General features: G+C 62.6%; 25 protein-coding genes. 20 read left to right on the plus strand and 5 right to left on the minus strand.

Annotation, left to right across the window (positions count from 1 at the left end; genetic code table 11):
* Positions 1–263: 263 nt before the first annotated feature.
* From PQU96_RS00810 to yacG, 7 genes are all read left to right on the plus strand, one after another.
* On the plus strand, positions 264–1,226 hold the full coding sequence (locus PQU96_RS00810) for a porin (protein ID WP_272770399.1): 963 nt from the start codon (positions 264–266) through the stop codon (positions 1,224–1,226).
* A 169-nt stretch (positions 1,227–1,395) separates the two neighbouring features.
* Positions 1,396–3,099 carry a type IV-A pilus assembly ATPase PilB gene (gene pilB, locus PQU96_RS00815; RefSeq protein WP_272770400.1) on the plus strand — a complete coding sequence of 568 codons (1,704 nt, stop codon included), beginning with the start codon at positions 1,396–1,398 and terminating at the stop codon, positions 3,097–3,099.
* A gap of 16 nt (positions 3,100–3,115) precedes the next feature.
* On the plus strand, positions 3,116–4,333 hold the full coding sequence (locus tag PQU96_RS00820; protein ID WP_272770401.1) for a type II secretion system F family protein: 1,218 nt from the start codon (positions 3,116–3,118) through the stop codon (positions 4,331–4,333).
* Positions 4,333–5,187 carry a prepilin peptidase gene (locus PQU96_RS00825; RefSeq protein WP_272770402.1) on the plus strand — a complete coding sequence of 285 codons (855 nt, stop codon included), beginning with the start codon at positions 4,333–4,335 and terminating at the stop codon, positions 5,185–5,187. Before PQU96_RS00820 ends, PQU96_RS00825 begins: the two co-directional genes overlap by 1 nt.
* Positions 5,180–5,827 carry a dephospho-CoA kinase gene (gene coaE, locus PQU96_RS00830; protein WP_272770403.1) on the plus strand — a complete coding sequence of 216 codons (648 nt, stop codon included), beginning with the start codon at positions 5,180–5,182 and terminating at the stop codon, positions 5,825–5,827. The genes PQU96_RS00825 and coaE overlap by 8 nt, the downstream gene beginning before the upstream one ends.
* A complete protein-coding gene (zapD, locus tag PQU96_RS00835; RefSeq protein ID WP_272756718.1) occupies positions 5,824–6,582 on the plus strand; it encodes a cell division protein ZapD in 759 nt (252 codons plus the stop codon). Before coaE ends, zapD begins: the two co-directional genes overlap by 4 nt.
* A gap of 6 nt (positions 6,583–6,588) precedes the next feature.
* Entirely contained in the window at positions 6,589–6,771 is a 183-nt protein-coding gene (gene yacG / locus PQU96_RS00840; protein WP_272766356.1) for a DNA gyrase inhibitor YacG, read from the plus strand.
* Between the two features lie 69 nt (positions 6,772–6,840).
* Here yacG and PQU96_RS00845 read toward each other — a convergent pair whose 3' ends face one another.
* Positions 6,841–8,079, minus strand: coding sequence for an N-acetylmuramoyl-L-alanine amidase (locus tag PQU96_RS00845; protein WP_272770404.1), 1,239 nt, complete (start codon positions 8,077–8,079; stop codon positions 6,841–6,843).
* Positions 8,040–8,531, minus strand: a complete 492-nt coding sequence (gene tsaE / locus PQU96_RS00850; protein WP_272770405.1) for a tRNA (adenosine(37)-N6)-threonylcarbamoyltransferase complex ATPase subunit type 1 TsaE — start codon at positions 8,529–8,531, stop codon at positions 8,040–8,042. The genes PQU96_RS00845 and tsaE overlap by 40 nt, the downstream gene beginning before the upstream one ends.
* 37 nt (positions 8,532–8,568) lie before the next feature.
* On the opposite strand from tsaE, the gene queG reads away from it, so the two are divergent.
* A complete protein-coding gene (gene queG / locus PQU96_RS00855) occupies positions 8,569–9,609 on the plus strand; it encodes a tRNA epoxyqueuosine(34) reductase QueG (protein ID WP_373316254.1) in 1,041 nt (346 codons plus the stop codon).
* Between the two features lie 39 nt (positions 9,610–9,648).
* Here the strand turns inward: queG and PQU96_RS00860 are convergent, their stop codons facing one another.
* Positions 9,649–10,110, minus strand: coding sequence for a GNAT family N-acetyltransferase (locus PQU96_RS00860; RefSeq protein ID WP_272770407.1), 462 nt, complete (start codon positions 10,108–10,110; stop codon positions 9,649–9,651).
* Positions 10,110–10,529, minus strand: coding sequence for a MaoC family dehydratase (locus tag PQU96_RS00865; RefSeq protein ID WP_047966967.1), 420 nt, complete (start codon positions 10,527–10,529; stop codon positions 10,110–10,112). Before PQU96_RS00865 ends, PQU96_RS00860 begins: the two co-directional genes overlap by 1 nt.
* A gap of 305 nt (positions 10,530–10,834) precedes the next feature.
* On the opposite strand from PQU96_RS00865, the gene PQU96_RS00870 reads away from it, so the two are divergent.
* The 8 genes from PQU96_RS00870 to PQU96_RS00905 all read left to right on the plus strand — a co-directional run bounded on the left by PQU96_RS00870 (position 10,835) and on the right by PQU96_RS00905 (position 21,063).
* The gene (locus PQU96_RS00870) at positions 10,835–11,584 is read left to right on the plus strand and encodes an electron transfer flavoprotein subunit beta/FixA family protein (protein WP_272770408.1); all 750 of its coding nucleotides are present in this window, start codon (positions 10,835–10,837) and stop codon (positions 11,582–11,584) included.
* Between the two features lie 3 nt (positions 11,585–11,587).
* The gene (locus PQU96_RS00875) at positions 11,588–12,520 is read left to right on the plus strand and encodes an electron transfer flavoprotein subunit alpha/FixB family protein (protein WP_272770409.1); all 933 of its coding nucleotides are present in this window, start codon (positions 11,588–11,590) and stop codon (positions 12,518–12,520) included.
* A gap of 177 nt (positions 12,521–12,697) precedes the next feature.
* On the plus strand, positions 12,698–14,482 hold the full coding sequence (locus PQU96_RS00880; RefSeq protein ID WP_272770410.1) for an acyl-CoA dehydrogenase: 1,785 nt from the start codon (positions 12,698–12,700) through the stop codon (positions 14,480–14,482).
* A 359-nt stretch (positions 14,483–14,841) separates the two neighbouring features.
* Positions 14,842–15,975: a glutamine-hydrolyzing carbamoyl-phosphate synthase small subunit gene (carA, locus tag PQU96_RS00885; protein WP_272770411.1), complete on the plus strand. Its 1,134-nt coding sequence runs from the start codon at positions 14,842–14,844 to the stop codon at positions 15,973–15,975.
* Positions 15,976–15,991: 16 nt separating this feature from the next.
* Positions 15,992–16,639: a leucine efflux protein LeuE gene (leuE, locus tag PQU96_RS00890; protein WP_272770412.1), complete on the plus strand. Its 648-nt coding sequence runs from the start codon at positions 15,992–15,994 to the stop codon at positions 16,637–16,639.
* 77 nt (positions 16,640–16,716) lie between these two features.
* A complete protein-coding gene (gene carB, locus PQU96_RS00895; RefSeq protein WP_272770413.1) occupies positions 16,717–19,926 on the plus strand; it encodes a carbamoyl-phosphate synthase large subunit in 3,210 nt (1,069 codons plus the stop codon).
* 157 nt (positions 19,927–20,083) lie between these two features.
* Positions 20,084–20,560, plus strand: coding sequence for a transcription elongation factor GreA (gene greA / locus PQU96_RS00900; protein WP_047966974.1), 477 nt, complete (start codon positions 20,084–20,086; stop codon positions 20,558–20,560).
* Positions 20,561–20,631: 71 nt separating this feature from the next.
* Positions 20,632–21,063, plus strand: a complete 432-nt coding sequence (locus PQU96_RS00905) for a DUF4149 domain-containing protein (RefSeq protein WP_272770414.1) — start codon at positions 20,632–20,634, stop codon at positions 21,061–21,063.
* 99 nt (positions 21,064–21,162) lie between these two features.
* On the opposite strand, the gene yhbY is transcribed toward PQU96_RS00905, so the two are convergent.
* A complete protein-coding gene (gene yhbY / locus PQU96_RS00910; protein WP_189352637.1) occupies positions 21,163–21,489 on the minus strand; it encodes a ribosome assembly RNA-binding protein YhbY in 327 nt (108 codons plus the stop codon).
* Between the two features lie 88 nt (positions 21,490–21,577).
* On the opposite strand from yhbY, the gene rlmE reads away from it, so the two are divergent.
* The 4 genes from rlmE (at position 21,578) to glmM (ending at position 26,476) form a co-directional block, all read left to right on the plus strand.
* Entirely contained in the window at positions 21,578–22,195 is a 618-nt protein-coding gene (gene rlmE, locus PQU96_RS00915; protein WP_189352638.1) for a 23S rRNA (uridine(2552)-2'-O)-methyltransferase RlmE, read from the plus strand.
* Between the two features lie 70 nt (positions 22,196–22,265).
* Positions 22,266–24,173: an ATP-dependent zinc metalloprotease FtsH gene (gene ftsH, locus PQU96_RS00920; RefSeq protein WP_189374622.1), complete on the plus strand. Its 1,908-nt coding sequence runs from the start codon at positions 22,266–22,268 to the stop codon at positions 24,171–24,173.
* Between the two features lie 67 nt (positions 24,174–24,240).
* Positions 24,241–25,071 carry a dihydropteroate synthase gene (folP, locus tag PQU96_RS00925; protein ID WP_272770415.1) on the plus strand — a complete coding sequence of 277 codons (831 nt, stop codon included), beginning with the start codon at positions 24,241–24,243 and terminating at the stop codon, positions 25,069–25,071.
* 73 nt (positions 25,072–25,144) lie between these two features.
* Positions 25,145–26,476, plus strand: a complete 1,332-nt coding sequence (gene glmM, locus PQU96_RS00930) for a phosphoglucosamine mutase (RefSeq protein ID WP_272770416.1) — start codon at positions 25,145–25,147, stop codon at positions 26,474–26,476.
* The last annotated feature ends 169 nt before the right edge of the window (positions 26,477–26,645 follow it).

A 26,645-nucleotide genomic window follows, 5' to 3' on the forward strand; every position in this document is an offset into this window, starting at 1 on the left:
AGGCTGTGCTTGATTGTGTTGCGAAAAGGAGACTGATGTTGTTTTTGTGTTTATCAAATAAAAACAATGGCTTGTGTTGTTTTTGCCTGGGGTTTTTCGTCGCCGGCAACACAAATGCGTAAAGCGCTTTTGTTTTTTTGCAACGCCCCGCTGTATATTGCCATCCAGAAACCGCCGCCTAATCGCGGTGGTCAATACAGCCCCGCCGGGCCACAGGCTCTGGCAAAACACGGGCAGTGTACATGACCTCGAAAGGAACACACATGAAGAAGCTGATCGTTCTGGCTACTCTGGCTGCGCTGCCAGCTGCTGCAATGGCTGACGTTGTTATCTCCGGTAACCTGGCTGTTGGTATCGTGAATACCAAAGAATCCGGCAAGGGTTCCCTGACTACCGAAAATCGCACTTCCGGCGAGATCAAGTTCGCTGGCAAAGAAGACCTGGGCAACGGCCTGAAATCCATCTGGCAGATCGCTACCAAGGTTGATCTGGCTGACTCCAAAGACGAAAGCGCTGCTGCTGCTAACGCTTGGGGTACTCGTGAGTCCTTCGTTGGTCTGCAAGGTGACTTCGGTACCGTGAAACTGGGTAACATCTACGACCTGCCAACTTCCGGTCAGCTGGCTATCTTTGAAGACCTGTCGGCTACTTACGACTCCGCTATCTACGACCAAGGCACTCGTGTAAACAACACCATCGCCTACGTTACTCCATCGATCGCTGGCTTTACCGCTACTGTTCAGCACTCCTTCGGCGCTTCCAAAGATGCAGAAGCGAATAAAGAGCATGCACAGACCCTGAGCCTGGCCTACGAAGGTGAAGGCTTTGGCGTGTCCTACGACGGTCGTCGTACCAAGGATGCTGATCTGAACAAGACTGGCAAGCTGCACGAACTGAATGCTAACGTATCGCTGGATGCACTGAGCCTGGTGGCTGGTTATGCTCACGCTAAAGAAGCTGATGGCGCCAAGCGTAGCGGTTACGGTCTGTCCGCTTCTTACGCTATGGGCAACCTGACTCCGAAGTTCGGCTTCTGGAAAGAAGGCGATCTGAAAGAAGCTGACGGCGACAAGATCAACGACGGCCACAAGGCTTACACCGTTGGTGTTGAATACGCCCTGTCCAAGCGCACTCGCGCTGGCGCCCAGATCACCAAAGTTAACTACGACGATAACGATGCAGGTTCCCTGCGTCGCGCCATGGTTTACCTTGGTACCAAGTTCTAATCATCGCTTGATGCTTTGATCTGAAAAGGCTGCTTCGGCAGCCTTTTTTCATTGCAGTTGCCACGCAAAGCAGCAGCGCTAGCTGCAATATCATCATTTGTTGCGCCACCATGAATCCCGCCCCGTTTTCTTCGTATAATCCCCCCATCCTTTTCTGGCGAATAATGTCATGAGCACAGCAAGCATTTCCGGACTGGCACGTGCCCTGGTGCAGAACGAGCGGCTGGCGACGGCGGATGCCGAGGCGCTGTTCAAGCAGGCGCAGAGCACGCGAGTGAGCTTTGTCGAGCTGCTGGTGCAGAGCAAGAAGATGAGCGCGATCGAGGTGGCGGTGTTTGCGGCCAACATGTTCGGCTTGCCCTTGCTGGATCTGGCCGCGCTGAGCCAGGATGGTCTGCCGCGCAATCTGGTGGATGACGATACCGTGAACAACGGTCGCCTGCTGCCACTGTACAAGCGTGGCAACAAGTTGTTCATCGCCACTTCCGATCCGACACAGGCGACGCTGTTCCACACCATCACCTTCAAGACCGGTCTCAGCATCGATCTGGTGGTGGTGGAGGACGACAAGCTGGCGCGGGCAATCGGCCGCTATGCCAGCAATCCGAGCAAGGTACTCAACGATCTGGCGGGCGATGAGTTCGGCGATCTGCAGCTGACCGATGGCGATGCCCAGCTGGAAAGTGACAGCCTGCCGGATGTCGATGACGCACCTGTGGTCAAGTTCGTCAACAAGGTGCTGATGGACGCCATCAATGGCGGGGCATCGGATATCCACTTCGAGCCGTACGAGAAGTTCTTCCGCATTCGCTATCGCATCGACGGCATCCTTAAGGAGATCGCACAGCCGCCGCTGGCCATCCGCGAGAAGCTGGCGTCTCGCATCAAGGTGGTGTCGAAGATGGACATCTCGGAGAAACGGGTGCCGCAGGACGGCCGGCTGAAGCTGGTGATCTCCAAGCACCGTGCCGTGGATTTTCGGGTCAGCACCTTGCCGACGCTGTACGGCGAGAAGATCGTGATGCGTATTCTCGACTCTTCCAGTGCCGCGCTGGATATCGAGCAGCTCGGTTTCGAACCGGAGCAGAAGGAAATGCTGCTGCGTGCAATCGAACGGCCTTACGGCATGGTGCTGGTGACCGGGCCGACCGGTAGCGGCAAGACCGTGTCGCTGTATACCTGCCTCAATATCCTGAACCAGCCGGACAGCAATATCTCCACAGCGGAAGACCCGGTGGAAATCAACCTGCCGGGCATCAACCAGGTCAACGTCAACGAGAAGGCCGGGCTGACCTTTGCCTCGGCGCTGCGTGCCTTCCTGCGTCAGGATCCGGACATCATCATGGTCGGCGAGATCCGCGACTTCGAGACCGCGGATATCTCGATCAAGGCGGCACAAACCGGCCACATGGTATTTTCTACCTTGCATACCAATAATGCACCGGCGACACTGACCCGGCTGCTGAACATGGGCGTGGCACCGTTCAACGTGGCCAGCTCGGTATTGCTGATCATGGCGCAGCGGCTGGCGCGACGGCTGTGTCCGCACTGCAAGACGCCGGTCGATATTCCCGAACCGGCCTTGCTGCGTGCCGGTTTCAGCAAGGAAGAGCTGGACGGCAGCTGGCAACCGCACGGCCCGGTCGGCTGCGACGAGTGTCGCGGCAGCGGGTACAAGGGACGGGTCGGTATCTACGAGGTGATGCCGATCACCGACGCCATGGTGCGTCTGATCATGAGTGGCGGCAACGCGATGGATATTGCCGATCTTGCGCGCCGCGAGGGCATGGTCGACTTGCGCCGTGCCGGCCTGCTGAAGGTAAAACGCGGCCTGACGTCGCTGACTGAAATCGAAGCCGTGACCAACGAATAACAGACAAGCGATCACTATGCCCACGCCAAGCAAGAAGCCGCCTTCCCATGCCTTTGTCTGGGAAGGGCGCGACCGGGCCGGCAAGGCCATCCGCGGCGAGATCCGAGCCGAGTCGGAAACCGTCGCCCGTGCCCAACTGCGGCGGCAAGGGGTCATCCCGACCAAGCTGAAAAAGCGCAGCGCCAGTCTGCGCCAGCGCATCACCGAAAAGGATGTGGCGCTGTTTACCCGCCAGTTGGCGACGATGATGAAGGCCGGCGTGCCGCTGCTGCAGGCCTTCGACATCGCGGCCAGGGGCCACAGCAATGCCGCCTTTGTGCGCATCCTGCTGGATGTGCGCTCGGAGGTCGAGTCCGGCAGCAACCTGGCCGATGCCTTTCGCAAGTATCCGCTGTATTTCGACAAGCTGTTCTGCAACCTGATCGCCGCCGGCGAGGCGGGTGGGGTGCTGGATGCGCTGCTGGACAAGCTGGCGACCTACAAGGAGAAGGTGATCGCCATCAAGGGTAAGATCAAGTCAGCAATGATCTATCCGGCGGCGATTATCGCCACCGCCTTCATCATTACCGCGGTGATCCTGATCTATGTGATTCCGGCGTTCAAGGAGCTGTTCTCCAGCTTCGGTGCCGACCTGCCGGCGCCGACGCAGATCGTGATCTGGCTGTCCGATCTGTTTGTCGAGTACTGGTGGATGGTGTTCGGCTCCATCGCGGTGGTGATCATCGGCACCGTTAAGCTGTACCAGCGCTCGACCAAGATGCAGGTGGCGCTGGACCGTTTCGTGCTGAAGGTGCCGGTGATCGGCGACGTGGTGCGCAAGGCGACCATCGCGCGCTGGGCGCGGACGCTGTCGACGCTATTTACCGCCGGCGTGCCGTTGGTGGAAGCGCTGGACTCGGTGGCGGGCGCGGCCGGCAACCAGGTGTACGCCGATGCCACCAAGGTCATCCAGTCGGACGTCAGCGCCGGCTCGACTCTCAACAACTCGATGCAACGCTCCAACCTGTTTCCCAATATGGTGCTGCAGATGACCTCGATCGGCGAGGAGTCCGGCTCACTCGACTCCATGCTGGACAAGGTGGCGGATTTTTATGAAGACGAAGTCGACAATGCGGTGGCGTCGCTGTCCAGCCTGCTGGAGCCGATGATCATGATCATTCTCGGCGTGCTGATTGGTGGCTTGGTGATCGCGATGTACATGCCGATCTTCCAGATGGGACAGGTGGTCGGTTGATGCTGGGACTATTGGCGGAGCTGCCATTCGGTGGCCAGGTGGCGGTTGCGGCATTGCTGGGGCTGCTGCTCGGCAGTTTTCTCAACGTGGTGATCTATCGTCTTCCCTTGATGCTGGAACGGCGCTGGGCGGCGGAGTGCGCGCAGTGGCAGGGCAGCGAAGTGGCCGAGCAGCCGCCGTTCAACCTGCTGGTGCCGGCGTCGGCCTGTCCGCATTGCCAGGCGCCGATCCGCGCGTGGCAGAACATCCCGTTGTTGAGCTTTTTGTGGCAGCGCGGTCGGTGCAGTCATTGCCGGGCGCCGATTTCCTGGCGTTATCCGCTGGTGGAGCTGGCCAGCGGCCTGCTGTTTGCCGGCTTTGCCTGGCAGGACGGCTTGTCGGGCTGGTGGCTGGTGGCGTCGCTGTTTTCGGTGACGCTGCTGACCCTCGCGCTGATCGATGCCCGTACCCAGCTGTTGCCGGATGACCTGACCCTGCCCTTGCTGTGGGCCGGCCTGCTGTACAACCTGTGGAGTGGCCGGGTGCCGCTGGCGGATGCGGTCATGGGCGCGGTACTGGGCTACCTGGCATTGTGGTCGGTGTACTGGCTGTTCAAGCTCGTGACCGGCAAGGAAGGCATGGGCTATGGCGACTTCAAATTGCTGGCGGCGCTGGGTGCCTGGCTGGGCTGGATGCTGTTGCCGCTGGTGATCCTGCTGTCGTCGGTGCTGGGCGCGGTGTTCGGCATCCTGTTGCTGCTGCTGTCGAAACATGAAAAAGGCCAGACCATGCCCTTCGGGCCGTATCTGGCGCTGGCTGGCTGGTGTGCCTTCGTATGGGGGCCTGCCATCATGCAGTGGTATCTCGGTGTCTAGCCCGGTAATCGGCCTGACCGGCGGTATCGGCGCCGGCAAGAGCACCGTCGAGGCGATGTTTGCCAGGTTGGGTATTCCCTGTGTCGATACCGACCGCATCGCGCATCAGCTGACCGCCGTCGGTGGCGCCGCGATGCCGGCGCTGGTAGCGCAGTTCGGTGCAGGGATCCAGACGCCGGAGGGGGCGCTGGATCGCGCCGCGATGCGGCAGAAGGTGTTCGCCGATGCAGGCGAGCGGCAACGACTGGAGGCCATCCTCCATCCGCTGATCCTGGCGGAAAGCCGGCGGCAGCTGGCATTGCAACAGGCGCCCTATATACTGCTGGCGGTCCCGCTGCTGTTTGAAACTGCCGCTTATCGAAACCTGGTGGCCGAAACGCTGCTGGTGGATTGCGAGCCGCAGTTGCAGCGCGAGCGGGTGATGCAGCGTAGCGGCTTGCCGGCAGAGCAGGTGGACGCCATCATCGCTGCGCAGATGCCGCGCGAACAGAGGCGGGCGCTGGCGGATGCCGTGCTTGATAATAGTGGCGATTTGGCGCTATTGTCGCTTCAAGTCGAGAACAAACATCGTTATTATCTGCAACGTTTTGCTGCGGCCAACCTTGCTACCCCTTCAAATTCTGTGGATCCGGCGCTGTGACTAGTTTCGAGTTTCCTGTTACCGAACGTACCAGAACGCTGCTCCGGCTGGAGCAGCTCTACCAGCGCCTGGCCTTTTTCATGGCCCAGGACGAGCCGTACCAGCATCATGCCGCGCTGATGGCGTTGTTCGAGGTGCTGGAGGCGGCCGGCCGTACCGAGCTGAAGTCGGAGCTGCTGCAGGAGCTGGAGCGGCAGAAGCAGGCGCTGGAGAGCTGGCGCGAGAGCCCGGCCATCGAACAGGTGGCGCTGGAGCAGGTACTGGACGAGATCGAGCTGGCGTCGCAGAACCTGCTGGAGCTGAGCAGCCGCTTTGGCCAGCATCTGCGCGAGAACGAGTGGCTGATGGCGATCAAGCAGCGTTCCATCATTCCCGGCGGCACCTGCTCTTTCGATTTGCCTTCCTATCACCTGTGGCTGCAGCAGCCGGTGGCGCAACGTCGCGCCGACCTGCAGCGCTGGTCACTGCCGCTGATGCCGACGGCGCAGGCGGCGGCCATCCTGCTGAAACTGCTGCGCGACAGCGGCAAGCATTTTTCCTATGTTGCGCGCCGTGGTGCATTCCAGCAGATGTCCGGCGGCAAGGTGGTACAGCTGATCCGCGTCAGCTTTGACGAACGCTACCAGGTGGTGCCGGAAGTCTCCGCCAACAAGTACGCGCTGAATATCCGTTTTGTCGATGCCGGCACCGGCGAGGTGCGTTCGCGCCAGGTGGAGCAGGATATCGAGTTCACCCTGACCTTTTGCAAGTTCTGATTTCCGATGACCTCACCCACGATTGTTCCCTGTCCGCAATGCAAGACCCCGGTACGCTGGGGGCCGGACAGCCCGTACCGCCCGTTCTGCAGCGAACGCTGCAAGCTGATCGATCTCGGACAGTGGGCCGACGAACAGTATCGCGTACCGGCGACGCCGGATCTGCCGTTTGACGAGCACCCCGATTGAGCGCAGAGCGCCAGCAAGCAAAAAGCCGTTGCCCGCAAGGCAACGGCTTTTTCATTATCGGCCGGTGATTCAGGTGCGGGCCAGCACCGCTCCCTGTGCAAAATACTGGCGCACGCCGGACATGATCGCCTCCGCCATCTGCTGCTGGAAGGCCGGGCTGACCAGCTTCTTTTCTTCCTCGTAGTTACTGATGAACGCGGTTTCCACCAGGATGGAAGGGATGTCCGGCGCCTTGAGCACGGCAAAGCCGGCCTGTTCAACCTGCGGCTTGTGCAGGCGGTTGAGGCTGCCCATCTTGCCCAGCACCGACTTGCCCAGCTTGAGGCTGTCATTGATGGTGGCGGTCTGGGTCAGGTCGAACAGGGTGTGGGCGAGGTAGCGATCCTTGCCGCTGATCTTGACGCCGCCGATCAGGTCGGCGTCGTTCTGGCTCTTGGCCAGCAGCCTTGCCATGCTGCTGGTGGCGCCGTTTTCCGACAGCGCGAACACCGAGGAGCCGTTGGCGGTGCGGTTGGCGACGGCGTCGGCATGGATGGAGATGAACAGGTCGGCGCCGAGCTTGCGCGCCTTGGCCACGCGCACCCCCAGCGGGATGAACACGTCCTCGTCGCGCGTCAGGTGCGCCTTCATGTTCTTTTCGCCGTCGATCAGCTTTTTCAGCTGGCGGCTGATGCGCAGCACCACGTCTTTTTCGTAGACGCCGGACGGGCCGACCGCGCCGGGGTCTTCGCCGCCGTGTCCCGGGTCGATCACCACGGTGATGATGCGGTTCTTGTCGGCACGGCCCTTGCTGCCCAGCGGCACCTGCTCGTTCAGCTGCCCCTTGTTGTAGTCCTGCAGCAGTGCCAGCAGCGGGTCGTCCTGCTGGCTGTTGGCCGGGTACAGGTCCACCACCAGCCGGTGCCGGTACTCGCCGATCGGCTGCAGCGAGAAGATCTGCGGCTTGACCTCGTTACGCAGGCTCAGCACCAGGCGCACGGTCGTGCTGTTGAACTGGCCGGCGCGCGCACTCTGGATGAAGGGGTCGGCGCTCTGGATCTGCTTGTTGATGTCCTGCAGGATGCCGGACAGCTGCATGTCTTCCAGGTCGATGACCAGCCGGTTCGGATCGGCGAGGCTGAAGTGCTTGTAGCGGATGGCTTCGCTGGCCTCGATGGTGACGCGGGTATAGGTCGACGACGGCCACACCCGTACCGCCACGATCTGGCTGCTGCCGGCGAAGCCGATGCGGCTGACACTCAGGAAAAACGTGGCCGCGGCGGCGCCGATCAGCTGGCGGCGGCGGGGGTCGTGAGGCGGGAGAGACATTGGTGTCCTGTTTCGCTAAAGGCTTGAAGACGATAGTTGCGACCAGCGTCGCAGACCGAGAGTTCCAGCACCAGGTCGGCAGGCGGCAGGCAGGCACCGGCTTTGTCCGGCCATTCGACGATGCACAGCGTGTCGGCCGCAAAGTAGTCGCCGAAGCCCGCATCGTGCCACTCGTCCGGGTCGGCAAAGCGGTACAGGTCGAAGTGGTGCACCGTTAGCGGCGGCAGGCTGTAGCTTTCCACCAGGGTGTAGGTCGGGCTTTTCACCCGTCCCGCATGGCCCAGCGCCTGCAGCAGGCCACGGGTGAACGTGGTCTTGCCGGCGCCGAGGTCGCCGTGCAGTTGCAGCTGGATGCCGCCGTGCAACACTGCGGCCAACGTGGCGCCCAGTTGCAGGGTGGCGCTTTCATCGGCAAGGAAGCCTTGCCGCAGGCTGGTATCATCCGTTGCCATGAGTGAAATATCCTGTAAAAGCGAGAATTATCGCCAATTGGCCAGCCAAATCAAGGGATGGGCCAAAGAACTCGGTTTTGCCGACGCCCGCATCACGCGGGCGGCACTGCCGGCTGAGGCCGAAGCCAGCCTGCTGGCGTGGCTGGCGGCGGGCAACCACGGCGAGATGGACTACATGGCGCGCCACGGCGTGCTGCGCGTACGGCCAGCGGAACTGGTGCCGGGCACGGTGCGCGTGATCAGCCTGCGCATGCACTACTGGCCGGCGACGGCGCGGGTTGCCGAGGCGGTACTGGCCGATGGCTCGCGCGCCTACCTGTCGCGCTACGCGCTGGGCCGCGACTACCACAAGGTGGTGCGCAACCGGCTGCAGAAGCTGGCCGATCGCATCACGCAGGCGGTGGGCGAGCATGGCTACCGCGTGTTCACTGACAGCGCCCCGCTGGCCGAGGTGGCGCTGGCGGCACAGGCGGGGCAGGGCTGGCGCGGCAAGCACACCCTGCTGCTCAACAAGAAGCAGGGCTCGCTGTTCTTCCTCGGCGAGATTCTCACCGATCTGCCCTTGCCGGAAGATGACAGCGAGGACGGCCACTGCGGCAGCTGCACGCGCTGCATCACGGCCTGTCCCACCGGCGCCATCGTGGCGCCGTACCAGGTCGACGCCCGGCGCTGCATTTCCTACCTCACCATCGAGCTGAAGGGCGCGATACCGGAGCCGTTGCGGCCGCTGATCGGCAACCGCGTCTATGGCTGTGACGACTGCCAGCTGGCCTGCCCGTGGAACCGTTTCGTGGTGCACACGCGGGAAGACGATTTTGCCGTGCGTCACGGCCTGGACGACGTCAGCCTGCTGGAGCTGTTCGGCTGGGACGAGGCGACCTTCGCCAGCCGCATGGCCGGCAGCCCGATCTACCGTATCGGCTACGCCAAATGGCTGTCCAATCTCGCCATCGGGCTGGGTAATGCGCCGTACGCGGCCGAGATTGTTGCTGCGTTGCAACAGCGAGTGGCGCATGCGGATGACGTGGTGCGCGAATCGGTGGCTTGGGCGCTGGCGCAGCAACAGGGCAGGGCGTGAAAGGTTGGCCGCAAGCCTGCGGCCAACCTTGGGCGCGGTTCAGTCCAGTGCGCGGGTGAAGTGGAAGGAGGAGATCACGAACTCCTTGCGCAGGTACAGCTTGTGCGCGGCGGTGCGCCAGGTGCCGGAATCCAGCACCAGGAAGCGGCAGCCCAGCGCGCGCGCCTCGGCCTCGCACCAGTCGATCAGCGCACTGCCGACCCCTTGCGAGCGCAGGCGTTCGTCGGTGACCAGGTCGTCGATGTACAGGCGCAGGTCTTCGTAGGTGTTCTCGTAGACGCGGTGCAGCGCCAGGCCCACCACCTGCTCTTCCTCGTTCAATGCCGCTACCAGCCGTGCGCCGTAGCCGCAGATGCGCGCCATCTTGGCGACGTAGTCGGCAGCGTTCTCCGGCAGCATCGGCCGCAGCTGTCTATGCACCGCCAGTGCCGCGGCCAACGTTTGCGGCCGGGTGATGTGGCCGTGCTCGTCGCACAGCCGTTCGATGCGCAGCGTGCCCATCAGGCGGGACGCGACGGCGCGATGACCAGCGACTCGCCTTCCAGTACCACATTGCCTTTCACCAGGCACTGGGTGGCGAACTTGACGCGCTTCTTCGCCGGGTCCAGCTCGGTCACGGTGACGCGGGCGGTGACGGTCTCGCCGAGGCGTACCGGTGCCTTGAACTTGGTCGATTGTGACAGGTAGATGGTGCCGTTGCCCGGCAGGCGGGTGCCGACCACGGTGGAGATCAGGCCGGCGGTGAGCATGCCGTGGGCGATGCGGGTCTTGAACATCGACGCTTCGGCGTATTCTTGGTTGATGTGCACCGGATTGTCGTCGCCGGAAACGGCGGCAAACATCAGGATATCGGCCTCGGTGATGGTTTTGGCGTATTCGGCGCTGTCACCGATCTGGATATCTTCGAAGTAGACAGTCATGCTGTGCTCCCTGTTTTGGCAAGAAAAGCCGCAAGTAGGCACCACGATAGCAGCACTTGCGGCAGGAATGTCCGGTCTGTCGGCGTGTTATGACATGCTCAATTGTTGCAGCGCATTCTGACATGCTTTACCTCAAATGCAAATTGCGGGGAAATGGCGTAATATTTGTGTCGCCCCTGTTGTACTGCAGTTTTTTTGTAGACAATTTACCAATTAAACGCTTGTTTGAGATTGCGCTGTCGCCTCGCGCCAAGCAGCCGCACATTGACGACAATTGTTCAACTCAGAGAGTTCGCTGGAGGAATATGAAAGCTCTAGTCGCTGTGAAACGCGTTGTTGATTACAACGTGAAAGTGCGCGTCAAGGCCGACGGCACCGATGTGGATGTCGCCAACGTCAAGTTCTCGATGAACCCGTTCGACGAGATCGCGGTGGAAGAGGCCGTGCGTCTGAAAGAAGCCGGCAAGGTCTCGGAGATCGTGGTGGTATCGCTGGGGGTGAAGCAGTGCGAGGAAACCCTGCGTACCGCACTGGCGATGGGCGCCGATCGAGCCATCCTGGTGGAAACCGATGCCGAGCTGCAGCCGCTGGCCGTGGCCAAGCTGCTGAAGGCGGTAGCCGAGAAAGAACAGCCGCAACTGCTGATCGTCGGCAAACAGGCGATTGATGACGACGCCAACCAGACCGGCCAGATGGTGTCGGCACTGCTGGGCTGGGCGCAGGGTACCTTCGCCTCGAAAGTGGATGTCGCCGCGGAAACCGTGGACGTGACCCGCGAAGTGGACGGCGGTCTGGAGACCGTCAAGCTGCGCCTGCCGGCGGTGGTGACCACCGACCTGCGCCTGAACGAGCCGCGCTACGTCAAGCTGCCAAACATCATGGCCGCCAAGAAAAAGCCGCTGGACAAGACCTCTCCGGCCGAGCTGGGCGTCGACGTCGCGCCACGCCTGAAAACCCTGAAAGTGGCCGAGCCAGCCAAGCGCTCCGCCGGTATCAAGGTTGCCAATGCCGCCGAGCTGGTGGCCAAACTCAAAAACGAAGCAAAGGTGCTGTAAGCCATGGCTATTCTCGTTATCGCTGAACACGACAACCAGAGCCTGAAAGCAGGCACTCTGAATACCGTTACCGCCGCCGCCAAGCTGGGCGAAGTGCACGTGCTGGTTGCCGGCCACAACGCCGCCGCCGCTGCCGATGCCGCCAAGTCCGTGGCCGGCGTGGCCAAGGTACTGCTGGCCGACAATGCCGCCTACGCGCACGGCCTGGCCGAAAACCTGGCACCGCTGGTGGTGGAACTGGCCAAGGGCTACAGCCACGTGCTGGCCCCAGCAACCTCCTACGGCAAGAACCTGCTGCCGCGCGTCGCTGCACTCTTGGATGTGGCCCAAGTCTCCGACATCATCGCCATCGAATCCGCCGACACCTTCGTTCGTCCGGTGTACGCCGGCAACGTGCTGGCTACCGTGCAGTCCAGCGACGCCATCAAGGTGATCACCGTGCGTACTACCGCTTTCGAGGCGGCAGCTCAGGGCGGTGCGGCCAACGTTGAAGCCGTGGCCACCGTGTCCGACGCCGGTCTGTCCAGCTTTGTCGGTCAGGAGCTGACCAAGTCTGACCGTCCGGAACTGGGCGCCGCCAAGATCATCGTGTCCGGTGGTCGTGCGCTGGGTTCGGAAGAGCAGTTCAAGGCCGTGATCGAGCCACTGGCCGACAAGCTGTCCGCCGCCGTCGGCGCCTCGCGCGCCGCGGTGGACGCCGGTTACGCGCCGAACGACTACCAGGTCGGCCAGACCGGCAAGGTGGTGGCACCGCAGCTGTACGTGGCGGTGGGCATCTCCGGTGCCATCCAGCACCTGGCCGGCATGAAGGATTCCAAGGTGATCGTTGCGATCAACAAGGATGAAGAGGCGCCGATCTTCCAGGTAGCCGACTACGGCATCGTTGGTGACCTGTTCACCGTCGTACCGGAGCTGATTGCCGAGCTGTCCAAGTAATACCCGCAGTACCCATAAAACAAGGTGCGGTGCCACGGTGCCGCACCACACAAGAAGACCGGCCATGACCGGTTCGTCGGGAGGAGTCCACACCGCGCTTTGCGCAGCGTGCGGCTTGTCCGTTGGCGGACACATGGCCGGTTTTTTTGCACGAAAAATGACACAGAGGAGCTATCGATGATTTACAAGGCACCCAGCAAAGACATTCGCTTTGCCCTGAACGAGCTGGCCGAACTGCCGGCCGTGTGCACCCTGCCCGGCTACGAAGACTGCTCGGTCGAGCTGGTCGACGCCATCCTGGAAGAAGGCGCCAAGTTCGCCGAGAACGTACTGGCCCCGATCAACAAGCAGGGCGACAAGGGCGCCAAATGGTCGCCGGACTTTACCGTGACCGCCGCCGAAGGCTTCACGGAAGCGTGGCAGCAGTATGTGGAAGCCGGTTGGGTCGGCCTGCGCGCGCCGGCCGAATTCGGTGGCCAGGGCCTGCCGGCGCTGGTGGCGTTGGCCGCAGAAGAAATGTGGTGCTCGGCCAACCTGGCGTTCTCGCTGGCGCCGATGCTGACCCTGGGCGCGATCGAGGCGATCAATCACCACGCGTCCGACGAGCTGAAGGCGATCTATCTGCCGCGTATGTCGACCGGCGAGTGGACCGGCACCATGAACCTGACCGAGCCACAAGCCGGTTCCGACCTGGCGCAGGTGCGTTCGCGCGCCATCCCGGTCGGCGACGGCAGTTACAAGATCAGCGGCCAGAAGATTTTCATCACCTGGGGCGAGCACGACATGGCGGACAACATCGTCCACCTGGTGCTGGCCCGTCTGCCCGACGCCCCGGCCGGCGTGAAGGGCATCTCGCTGTTCATCGTGCCCAAATTCCTGGTCAACGCCGACGGCAGCCTCGGCGCGCGCAACGACGTGCGTTGCGTGTCGATCGAGCACAAGCTGGGCATCCACGGCAGCCCGACCGCGGTGATGAGCTTCGGTGACGACGGCGGTGCCATCGGCTATCTGGTGGGCGAGGCCAACAAGGGTCTGGCTTACATGTTCACCATGATGAACCATGCGCGCCTCGGTGTTGGCATCGAGGGCATGGCGGTGTCCGAACGCGCCTACCAGAAGGCTGTCGAATACGCGCGAGAGCGGGTACAGAGCCGTGCCGTCGGCAGCCCCGATCCGGCCGGCGTCGCCATCATCCGTCACCCGGATGTGCGCCGCATGTTGATGACGATGAAGGCGCAGATCGAGGCGCAGCGCGCGCTGGCCTTCTACGCCGCTGCCGCGCTCGACCGTGCCGCGCGCGATCCGGTGGCCAGCGAGGCGGCGCGCAGCCAGGCGCTGGTGAACTTCCTGATCCCTATCGTCAAGGGCTGGAACACCGAGCAGGCCAACGAGATCACCAGCCTCGCGATGCAGATCCACGGCGGCATGGGCTATATCGAGGAAACCGGCGTGGCGCAGTACTGCCGCGACGCGCGCATCACCTCTATTTATGAAGGCACCACCGGCATCCAGGCGCTGGACCTGATCGGGCGCAAGACCGCCAGCGAAGACGGCGTGACCGCGCGCTGGCTGCTGGAGGAGGTCAAGGTCACCGCCGGCAAGCTGGCGGCGGCGGGCTACGCCAGCCTTGCGGCCAACCTTGAGGCCGCGGCGAAGGACGCGGAGCGCTGCGTCGCCTTCATTCTGGAAACCTTCGGCAGCCGGCCGCAGCTGGCGGCGGCCGGATCGGTACCTTTCCTCAAGCTGATGGGCATCGTGCTGGGCGGCTGGATGATGGGCCGCGCCGCACTGATCGCCCGCGCACAGCAGGGCGAGGACGGCGCCGATGCCGAGTTCCTGGCGGCGAAGATCGTCACCGCCCGCTTCTACGGTGAGCACCTGTTGCCGCAGACCGGCGGTCTGGCGGCGGCCATCGTCCACGGCGGCGACAGCGTGCTGGAGCTGGACGAAGCACTGTTCTGAGCCGTGATCGGTCTGTAAAAACCGCCGCTGCCGCAGTTGCGACAGCGGCGGTTTTTTCATGTGCTATTCACCGGTAATGGCGAGTGATGTCGATGTGTTGCCGATTGGTGGTCGGTGCAGAACAACTTGCCGGGCGCGCGCATTTTTTGTAAGGTTGACGCCAGCGTAAACAAGGGCTTAGGCGATGATGGCGACTGTATCCATTGTTCGGAAAAGCATCAGTCACGGCGAGCGGTCTTGCCGAAAAGGCCGAAAACAGGATATACTTGAAAAGTTTAACCGAACGGGACAAGCGCACGTCGCTATAGTCCCGTTTGTTGTATCCATAAATCAAAAATATCATTATTAGGAGCCAGCCAGTGACAACCGTACCCGCGATTCTAGCCTTGGCTGACGGCACGCTGTTCAAAGGCGTCGCCATCGGAGCCAACGGCCACACCGTCGGAGAGGTGGTATTCAATACCGCCATGACCGGTTATCAGGAAATCCTTACCGACCCGTCCTATACCCGGCAGATCGTCACCCTGACTTATCCTCATATCGGCAACGTCGGCGCCAACTCGGAAGACACCGAGTCCGGCGCCGTCTTTGCATCCGGCCTGATCATCCGTGATCTGCCGCTGCTGCACAGCAACTTCCGTGCGGAAGAGTCGCTGTCCGATTATCTGAAGAGAAACAATGTCGTCGCCATCGCCGACATCGACACCCGCAAGCTGACCCGCATCCTGCGCGAAAAAGGCGCCCAGCCTGGCTGCATCATGGCCGGTGACATCGACGAGGCGAAAGCCGTCGAGCTGGCGCGCGGTTTCGGCAGCATGGCCGGCCAGGATCTGGCCAAGGTGGTCAGCTGCAAGGAAGCCTACGGCTGGACGACACGCGAATGGCGTCTGGGCCAGGGCTATGTCGAGCAAACCGATACCCCGTTCCACGTGGTGGCCTACGATTTCGGCGTCAAGCGCAACATCCTGCGCATGCTGGCCGAGCGCGGCTGCAAGCTGACCGTGGTACCGGCCGAGACGCCGGCCAAGGATGTGCTGGCGCTGAATCCGGACGGTGTGTTCCTGTCCAACGGCCCTGGCGATCCGGAGCCTTGCGACTACGCGATCAGCGCCATCCGCGACATCCTGGACACCAAGTTGCCGGTATTCGGTATCTGCCTCGGCCACCAGCTGCTGGGCCTGGCGACCGGCGGCAAGACTTCCAAGATGAAGTTCGGCCACCACGGTGCCAACCACCCGGTGCAGGATCTGGATTCCGGCCGCGTGATGATTACCAGCCAGAACCACGGTTTCCAGGTCGACGAGTCCAGCCTTGCGGCCAACGTGCGGGTCACCCACCGTTCGCTGTTCGACCAGACGGTGCAGGGCATCGCGCTGACCGACCGTCCGGCGTTCTCGTTCCAGGGGCACCCTGAGGCGAGCCCGGGTCCGGAAGACGTGGCCTACCTGTTCGACCGCTTCATCGGCATGATGGCCGCGCACAAGCAGGCCTGATCACGGAGGACGCATCATGTTCGGCATCACTGACCTGAGCACCTACATACTCGGCACCATCTTCATCGTGCTGCTGCCGGGCCCCAATTCGATGTATGTGCTGTCGGTAGCGGCACAGCGCGGGGTACGCGCCGGCTTTGCCGGTGCTTGTGGCGTGTTCGTTGGTGATTTCGTGCTGATGACCCTGGCCGCAACCGGCGCCGCCGGTCTGCTACAGGCCAATCCGGCGCTGTTTGCCATCGTCAAGTATGCCGGTGGTGCCTATCTGGCGTGGCTGGGCATCGCCATGCTGCGTGGCGCCTGGGCCGGCTGGCAACAGCGCCGCCAGGGCCAGAGCGCGGCGACTGCGCCGGCGCTGGACATGAGCCGTCCGTTTTCCAGGGCCTTGCTGATCAGCCTGATGAACCCGAAGGCGATCCTGTTCTTCGTGTCGTTCTTCGTGCAGTTCGTCGATCCGGCCTATCCGTACCCGGCACTGACCTTTGCCATCCTCGGCGCCATCGTGCAGCTGTGCAGCGCGCTGTACCTGACCACGCTGATCCTGGCCGGCAACCACCTGGCCGAGGCGTTCCGTCGCCGCCGTCGCCTGTCGGCGGCGCTGGGCGGGGCGGTCGGTGCCATGTTTATCGGCTTCGGCGCCAAGTTGGCCGCCGCCAGCCTGTAATACCCGGCGTCTCCGGCAGCAGGCCGCGTCAGTCTGCCGGAGCGTGTAAAACTATTGAACAATATTGAGCGATTACCATGCCTAAACGTACTGATATCAAGAGCATTCTCATCATTGGCGCTGGCCCGATCGTCATCGGCCAGGCCTGCGAGTTTGACTACTCCGGCGCGCAGGCGTGCAAGGCACTGCGTGAAGAGGGTTACAAGGTCATCCTGGTGAACTCCAACCCGGCCACCATCATGACCGACCCGGACATGGCCGACGTGACCTACATCGAGCCGATCTCGTGGCCGGTGGTGGAAAAGATTATCGCCAAGGAGCGTCCGGACGCGATCCTGCCGACCATGGGCGGCCAGACCGCGCTGAACTGCGCACTCGACCTCGCGCGCAACGGCGTGCTGGAGAAGTACAAGGTCGAGCTGATCGGCGCCACCGAAGACGCGATCGACAAAGCGGAAGACCGTGGTCGCTTCAAGGAAGCCATGGCCAAGATCGGCCTGTCCTGCCCGCTGTCCTTCGTCTGCCACACCATGGAAGAGTCGCTGGAAGCGCAGACCAAGGTCGGCTTCCCGACCCTGATCCGTCCGTCCTTCACCATGGGCGGCTCCGGCGGCGGTATCGCCTACAACAAGGAAGAGTTCCTGGCCATCTGCGAGCGCGGTTTCGAAGCGTCGCCGACCCATGAGCTGCTGATCGAACAATCCGTACTCGGCTGGAAAGAGTACGAGATGGAAGTGGTGCGCGACCGCAACGACAACTGCATCATCATCTGCTCGATCGAAAACTTCGACCCGATGGGCGTGCACACCGGCGACTCCATCACCGTGGCCCCGGCGCAGACGCTGACCGACAAGGAATACCAGATCATGCGCAATGCCTCGCTGGCAGTGCTGCGCGAGATCGGTGTTGATACCGGCGGCTCCAACGTGCAGTTCGCGACCAACCCGGACACCGGCGAGATGATCGTGATCGAGATGAACCCGCGCGTGTCGCGTTCCTCGGCGCTGGCGTCCAAGGCGACCGGCTTCCCGATCGCCAAGATCGCCGCCAAGCTGGCGGTCGGCTTCACCCTCGACGAACTGAAGAACGACATCACCGGCGGCGCGACCCCGGCCTCGTTCGAGCCGTCCATCGACTACGTGGTCACCAAGATCCCGCGTTTCGCCTTCGAGAAATTCCCGCAGGCCGACGACCGTCTGACCACCCAGATGAAATCGGTCGGCGAAGTGATGGCCATGGGCCGCACGCTGCAGGAGTCGATGCAGAAAGCACTGCGTGGCCTGGAAACCGGCCTGTCCGGTTTCAATTCGGTGAGCCAGGACGAGGAAACCATCCGTCACGAACTGGGCGCCCCAGGTCCGGAACGCATCCTGTACGTGGCCGACGCCTTCCGTATCGGCATGAGCCGCGACGACATCTTCGCCGTCAGCAAGATCGATCCGTGGTTCCTGGCCCAGATCGAAGACCTGATCGGCGAAGAAAAAGCGCTGGCCGGTCGCAAGGCGGACAGCCTGTCGTATGACGAACTGCGTCGCCTGAAGCGCAAGGGCTTCTCCGACCGTCGCCTGGGCGAGCTGCTGGGCACCGACCAGGCTGCCGTGCGTAGCCACCGTTGGGGCCTGAACCTGCATCCGGTGTACAAGCGCGTGGATACCTGCGCCGCCGAATTCGCCACCAACACCGCCTACATGTACTCCACTTATGAAGAAGAGTGCGAGTCCAACCCGACCGACCGTAAGAAGGTGATGGTGCTGGGTGGTGGCCCGAACCGTATCGGCCAGGGTATCGAATTCGACTACTGCTGCGTACACGCCGCGCTGAGCCTGCGCGAATCCGGCTTCGAGACCATCATGGTCAACTGCAACCCGGAAACCGTGTCTACCGACTACGACACCTCCGACCGCCTGTACTTCGAGCCGCTGACGCTGGAAGACGTGCTGGAAATCTGCCGCATCGAGAAGCCGTTCGGCGTGATCGTGCAGTACGGCGGCCAGACGCCGCTGAAACTGGCGCGCGCGCTGGAAGCCAACGGCGTGCCCATCATCGGCACCAGCCCGGACATGATCGACGCTGCCGAAGACCGCGAGCGTTTCCAGCAGCTCTTGAACGACCTCGGCCTGAAGCAGCCGCCTAACCGCACCGCGCGCAACCCGGTTGACGCGATGCGCCTGGCCGAAGAGATCGGCTACCCGCTGGTGGTGCGTCCGTCCTACGTACTGGGCGGCCGCGCGATGGAAATCGTGCACGAGCCGGCTGATCTGGAGCGCTACATGCGCGAAGCGGTGAAGGTGTCCAACGACAGCCCGGTGCTGCTGGACCGCTTCCTGAACGACGCGATCGAGGTTGACGTCGACTGCGTGTCCGACGGCACCACCGTGGTGATCGGCGGCATCATGCAGCACGTGGAACAGGCCGGTGTGCACTCCGGTGACTCCGCCTGCTCGCTGCCACCGTACAGCCTGTTCCCGGCGGTGCAGGACGAGATCCGTCGCCAGACCGAAGCGATGGCGCGTGCGCTGAACGTGGTCGGCCTGATGAACGTGCAGTTCGCGATCCAGGGCAACACCATCTACGTGCTGGAAGTGAACCCGCGTGCGTCGCGTACCGTGCCGTTCGTGTCGAAAGTGACCGGCGCCCCGCTGGCCAAGATCGCCGCCCGTGCCATGGCCGGCATCAGCCTGATCGAACAGGGCTTCACCAAGGAAGTGATTCCGCCGTACTACGCGGTGAAGGAAGCGGTGTTCCCGTTCATCAAGTTCCCGGGCGTGGATACCATCCTCGGGCCGGAAATGAAGTCCACCGGTGAAGTGATGGGCGTTGGCCGCACCTTTGCCGAAGCCTTCGTCAAGGGCCAGCTGGCAGCGGGCGATCGCCTGCCGCGTACCGGCAAGGTGTTCCTGTCCTTGCGCGAGAGCGACAAGGAAGGCGGCATCGAAGTGGCGCGTGAACTGCAGAAGCTGGGCTTCGGCGTGTGCGCCACCCGCGGTACCGCCAAGGCGATGGCCGACGCCGGCATCGTGGTGCAGGTGGTGAACAAGGTGAACGAAGGCCGTCCGCACATCGTCGACATGATCAAGAACGGCGAGATCGACGTGCTGGTCAACACCGTGGACGAGAAGCGCAAGGCGATCCAGGACAGCCACGCCATCCGCCGCTCCGCGCTGCAGATGCGCGTGCCGCAGTACACCACCCTGGCCGGTGCCAAGGCGGTCTGCGTCGGCCTGTCGCACGTCGATGATTTCGACGTCTACAGCGTGCAGCAGCTGCACGCCGAGCTGAAGGGCTAAGCACGGTCAAAGGTTGGCCGCATGCGGCCAACCTTTGAACCCGGAGCAAAATCTCGTTACAATCACCGCTGAATCAAACGTCCAGCAAAGCCGCCGTCCCGTACGGCGGCTTGCGCTTTTATCACAGGGCAGCAGTACGCCCTTGGAGAACCGAGTCATGAACAAAGTCCCGTTGACCGTACGTGGTGCCGAGCAGCTGAAGGCCGAATTGCAGCGTCTGAAGAGCATTGAGCGTCCGTCGGTGATCGAGGCCATTGCCGAAGCGCGTGCGCAAGGCGATCTATCCGAGAACGCAGAATACGACGCCGCCAAAGAGCGCCAGGCCTTTGTCGAGGGCCGTATTGCCGAGCTGGAGGGTAAAATCTCCAATGCCCAGATCATCGATCCGACCGAGCTGGATGCCGACGGCCGCATCGTGTTCGGCACCACCGTGCTGCTGACCGATCTGGAAAGCGAAGAAGAAAAGACCTACCAGATCGTCGGCGACGACGAAGCCGACATCAAGCTGGGCAAGGTATCGGTCAACTCGCCGATCGCGCGCGCGCTGATCGGCAAGGTGGAAGGCGACGTGGCCGAGGTGATGGCCCCGGGCGGCATCCGCGAGTACGAAGTGCTGGAAGTACGCTACATCTGAGTGCGGCGGCCGCTTGCGGCCACGCAGGTGCTGTAACGTTGGCCGCAAGCCGGCCCGGAAGAGGAAGACCAATGGACGGATTGCGTGCGATTGCCCGGACCCTGTGGATCGGCGGCATGTGGGTGGTCGGCATCATCGTGGCCCCCATCCTGTTTTCGGCACTGGATAACGTGACCGCCGGCATGGTGGCGGGGCGCTTGTTTGCCGCCATCGCCTGGGTCGGGCTGGTGTGCGGTATCTTCCTGCTGGCCGACTACGTGCTGCGCTACGGCGCGCGCGGCCTGAAGCAGGGCGGTTTCTGGCTGCTGCTGGGCATGCTGGTGTGCATCGTGATCAACCACTTTGCGGTGACGCCCATCATCGCCGGCCTCAAGCTGCAGATGAACCATGCCGCCGAAGGGCTGTTCGGTGGCGGCTTCGCCACCTGGCACGCGATTTCCAGCCTGATCTACCTGCTGCAAAGCCTGATGGCGCTGGTATACCTGCTGCGCAGCGACAACTGAGGTAGTTGCCCTCGGTACTGACGCACAAAGACAAAGCGGTGGCATCGCCACCGCTTTTTGTCTGTCAGGCTGGCCGCGATCAGTGGCGGCCTGCCATGCTCAAGGGCGGGCCTTGAGTGCCTTCTTGCTTTTCGGCAGGTCGATGCGCTTGGCTTCCGACGGGCGGAACAGCACCAGCAGCTTGCCGATGTGCTGCACTTGACCGGCACCCAGATCGTTTGCAATCTGGTCATACATGGCCACGCGTGCCGCGCGGTCGTCGCCGAGTACGCGGACCTTGATCAGTTCGTGGGCGTCCAGGCTGATGGCGATTTCACGGATAACCGACTCGGTCAGGCCATTGTTGCCGATCATCACGACGGGGCTGAGCGAGTGGGCCAAACCCTTCAGATATTGGCGCTCGACTGGTGTCAGTTCGATTTTCATTGTGGCTTCAAGTTTCAGATTAAAAAACGATTTTACTAAACTTTAGGTCATTCCCCAAACGGCACATGCATTAATTACTGGAATCCACATGGCAAGAAGCAAGTCTAGCAACGCCTGGCTGCGTGAGCACGTCAACGATCACTACGTACAAATGGCCCAGAAAGACGGCTATCGCGCGCGCGCCGCGTACAAACTGCTGGAAATCAACGACAAGGACAAGCTGATCCGACCGGGTACCGTGCTCGCCGACCTCGGCTCGGCGCCTGGCAGCTGGTCGCAGGTGGCGGCGCGTATCGTCGGCGACAGCGGCAAGGTCTTCGCCATCGACATCCTGCCGATGGACCCGATCGCCGACGTCGCCTTCATCCAGGGCGACTTCCGCGACGACGAGGTACTGGAGGAGTTCGTGACCATGCTCGGCGGGCGGCAGCTGGACCTTGTAATTTCCGATATGGCGCCCAATATCTCCGGAATGAGCGGGATCGATCAGGCCAGAAGCTTTCACCTGAATGAGCTGGCACTGGAATTTGTCCGTGACCATTTGAAACCCGGCGGCAGTTTTCTCGTCAAAGTGTTCCAGGGTAGTGATTTCCAGCCCTATCTCAAAGCCATGCGCGAGCTGTTTGGCGAAGTCGTAACGCGTAAACCCAAGGCCTCGCGCGACCGTTCCAGTGAAATCTACCTGCTGGGCAAAGACCGTCGCTGACAGTGCGACGTGCCGGGTTTACAATAGAAAAAACCATTTACCAAGTCAGGGCACATAGGAGCACGCTCTTGTGAACAATATCGGAAAAAACATCGCGATCTGGGTCATCATCGGTCTTGTACTGATGACTGTGTTCAACCAGTTTACCAAGCGCCAGGAAACCCAGAATCAGGTCGAGTATTCGCAATTCATGAGCGATGTGGAGTCCGGCAAGATTCAGACGGTGAGCATTGAAGGCAATCCGCTGCGCGGCCAGTGGGTGCGCGGCAAGCGGACCGACGGCTCCAGTTTCAGCACCTATGCCCCGTTCGACGTGAAAATGGTGGACGTGCTGATCAAGAACAACGTCACCTTCTCCGCCAAGCCGGAGGAGGAACCGTCGATGCTGATGAGCATCTTCATCAGCTGGTTCCCGATGCTGCTCCTGATCGGGGTGTGGTTCTTCTTCATGCGCCAGATGCAGGGCGGAGGCAAGGGCGGCGCGTTCTCGTTCGGCAAGAGCAAGGCGCGCATGCTGGACCAGGACACCAATACCGTGACCTTTGCCGACGTGGCCGGTTGCGATGAAGCCAAGGAAGAAGTGAAGGAGATCGTCGACTACCTGCGCGATCCTTCCCGCTACCAGAGCCTGGGCGGCCGCATTCCGCGCGGCATCCTGCTCGCCGGCTCGCCGGGTACCGGTAAGACCCTGCTGGCCAAGGCCATCGCTGGCGAAGCCAAGGTACCGTTCTTCAGTATCTCCGGTTCCGACTTCGTCGAGATGTTCGTCGGCGTCGGCGCCTCCCGCGTGCGCGACATGTTCGAACAGGCGAAGAAGAACGCCCCGTGCATCATCTTCATCGACGAGATCGACGCCGTCGGCCGTCAGCGTGGCGCAGGCCTCGGCGGCGGTAACGACGAACGCGAACAGACCCTCAACCAGCTGCTGGTGGAGATGGACGGTTTCGAGACCAACCAGACGGTGATCGTGATCGCCGCCACCAACCGTCCGGACGTGCTGGACCCGGCGCTGCAGCGCCCCGGTCGTTTCGACCGCCAGGTGGTGGTACCGCTGCCGGATATCCGCGGCCGCGAGCAGATCCTGAACGTGCACATGCGCAAGGTGCCGATCGCCGCCGACGTGGACGCGCCGATCATCGCGCGTGGTACGCCGGGTTTCTCCGGTGCCGACCTCGCCAACCTGGTCAACGAAGCCGCGCTGTTCGCCGCGCGCCGCAACAAGCGCCTGGTCGACATGCTCGACTTCGAGTCCGCCAAGGACAAAATCATGATGGGTGCCGAGCGCAAGTCCATGGTGATGTCCGAGGAAGAGAAGAAGAACACTGCCTACCACGAGTCCGGCCATGCGGTGGTGGCCAAGCTGCTGCCGAAGTCCGATCCGGTGCACAAGGTCACCATCATCCCGCGCGGCCGCGCGCTGGGCGTGACCATGCAGCTGCCGGAAGAAGACCGCTACGCCTACGACCGCGGTTACCTGATGGACCGCATCGCCATCCTGTTCGGCGGTCGTATCGCGGAAGAGCTGTTCATGAACCAGATGACCACCGGCGCCTCCAACGACTTCGAGCGTGCCACGCAGATGGCGCGCGACATGGTGACCCGTTACGGCATGTCCGACCGTCTGGGCCCGATGGTCTACGGCGAGAACGAGGGCGAAGTGTTCCTCGGCCGCTCGGTGACCACCCACAAGAACATGTCGGAAGCCACCATGCAGCAGGTAGATCAGGAAATCCGCCGCATCATCGACGAGCAGTACGCGCTGGCGCGCCGCCTGCTGGACGAGAACCGCGACAAGGTGGAGGCAATGACCGCCGCGCTGCTGGAATGGGAAACCATCGATGCCGAGCAGATCAACGACATCATGGCCGGCAAGACGCCGCGTCCGCCATCGCCGGGCGCCGGTTTCAACAAGCCGGACAGCAAGCCGCCGGCACCTCCGGCACCAGAACCATCGGTGACGCCGGCACAAGAACTGTAAAAGACGAGTAGGGTAAACAACAGGGTGTCAGTCCAGGCTGACACCCTGTTTTGCATTGGAGAAAGCTATGTCGGTTTTTGCCTGTGGCAGGTTCAGCCTGTCGCTCGAGCGCCCGCTGCTGATGGGCATTTTGAACGTGACGCCGGATTCCTTTTCCGATGGCGGCAGCTACAACCGGCTGGATGCGGCACTGGCGCACGCCGAGCGCCTGCTGGCCGACGGTGCCGACATCCTCGACATCGGCGGCGAGTCGACGCGGCCGGGCGCGCCCTACGTCAGCCCGGAAGAGGAACTGCAGCGGGTGTTGCCGGTGCTGGAAAGGTTGGCCGCACTGCAGGTGCCCTTGTCGCTGGACACCCGCCGTACCTCGGTGATGCGTGCCGCGCTGCAGGCCGGTGCCGTGGACCTGATCAACGACGTGTCTGCGCTGGAAGACGACGGCGCGCTGGCGCTGGTGGCTGCGGCCAACGTTGCCATCTGCCTGATGCACAAACAGGGCAATCCGGACACCATGCAGCAGCAGCCCGACTACGCTGACGTGGTGCAGGAGGTCGGCGGCTATCTCGCCCGCCGCATCGAGCTGTGTCTGGCTCACGGCATCGCCCGCGAACGGCTGCTGGCCGACCCCGGCTTCGGTTTCGGCAAGACGCTGGAACACAATCTGGCGCTGTTGCGCGCGCTGCCGCAGCTGGAGACGATGGCCGGGGCGCCTTTGCTGGTCGGCATGTCGCGCAAGTCGATGCTGGGCGCCATCACCGGCGAAGCGCAGCCGGACCAGCGCCTGGGCGCCAGCGTGGCAGCGGCACTGTTGGCCGCACAGCGCGGAGCCAGGATCATCCGCGTGCACGACGTGAAGGCCACGCACCAGGCGCTGCAGGTGTGGCAGGCGCTGGGCTGAGTTTGGCGCACCAGTTGCCCCCGCAAGCGGGCGGCGATGTAAAATGAATAAGATAAAATCTGAAGGAACAGTAATGAGCCGCAAATATTTTGGTACCGATGGTGTGCGTGGCGAAGTCGGCCAGTTTCCGATTACCCCCGATTTCGTGCTGCGTTTGGGCTACGCCGCCGGCAAGGTGCTGGTCGATCACGAGCGGCAGGAACACCCGACCGTGATCATCGGCAAGGACACCCGCATTTCCGGCTACATGCTGGAGGCAGCGCTGCAGGCCGGCCTTACCGCCGCCGGTGTCAACGTGCTGTTGACCGGGCCGCTGCCGACGCCGGGCATCGCCTACCTGACCCGCGCGCTGCGGCTGTCGGCCGGGGTGATGATCTCCGCGTCGCACAACCCGTACCAGGATAACGGCATCAAGTTCTTCGCCGAGGGCGGCAAGAAGCTGGACGACGCGCTGGAGCGCGAGATCGAGGCGATGCTGGATTCGCCGATGCAGACCAGCGCATCGCGAGAACTGGGCCGGGCACGGCGCATCAATGGTGCCGCCGACCGCTACATCGAATTCTGCAAGAGCACCTTTCCCAACGAGCGCAACCTGAAGGGGATGAAGCTGGTTGTCGATTGCGCGCACGGCGCCACCTACCACATCGCGCCCAAGGTGTTCCACGAACTGGGCGCCGAGGTGATCACCATCGGTGGCGAGCCGAACGGCTACAACATCAACGACGGTGTCGGCGCCACTCACACCGAGGCGATCAGCCAGGCGGTATTGCAGCATCGTGCCGATCTCGGCATCTCGCTGGATGGCGACGGCGACCGATTGATGATGGCCGACCGCCACGGCAAGGTTTACGACGGCGACCAGCTGATCTACGTGATCGCCAAGGCGCGCGCGGCGCGCGGCCAGCTTGGTGGCGGCGTGGTCGGCACGGTGATGACCAATCTGGCGATGGAGCTGGCGCTACAGCAGCAGGGCATCGCTTTCGGCCGCGCCAAGGTCGGCGACCGCTACGTGCTGGAGCTGCTGCACGAGAACGGCTGGCAGGTCGGAGGCGAGGCGTCCGGCCACGTGCTGTGCCTGGACAAGCACTCCACCGGTGACGGCATCATCTCCAGCCTGCAGGTGCTGGCGGCGCTGGCCGAGCTGGATTGCGATCTGGCCACCATCTGCAGCGACTGGCAGCCGTTCCCGCAGAAGATGATCAATGTGCGCCTCAACGGCCAGGACTGGAAGATGGCCAGTGCCGCCAAGTACGCCGAGGCACAGCAGGCGCTGGCTGGGCGTGGCCGCGTGGTGCTGCGTCCGTCCGGTACGGAACCGGTGGTGCGCGTGATGGTCGAAGCGGATGAACTGGCGCTGGCCGAGCATTGGGCCGGCCAGATCGCCGCGGCGATCGAAGCGGCCTGACGGTGTACCGGCATCGGCGCAAGCCACCTGCGAAGGTGGCTTTGTTTTTGCCGTGGCGACCTAACCATAGTCAAACAGGGGGCAACGGGGGCTGTGCTATGATGGCAGCCGCTCCCTGAACTGCTTCGCCTGGCCATGCCGGAAGTACTTCGACCGATCAACAGCTTGT

This window comes from Vogesella margarita (genome assembly GCF_028548475.1).
GTDB lineage: Bacteria > Pseudomonadota > Gammaproteobacteria > Burkholderiales > Chromobacteriaceae > Vogesella > Vogesella margarita.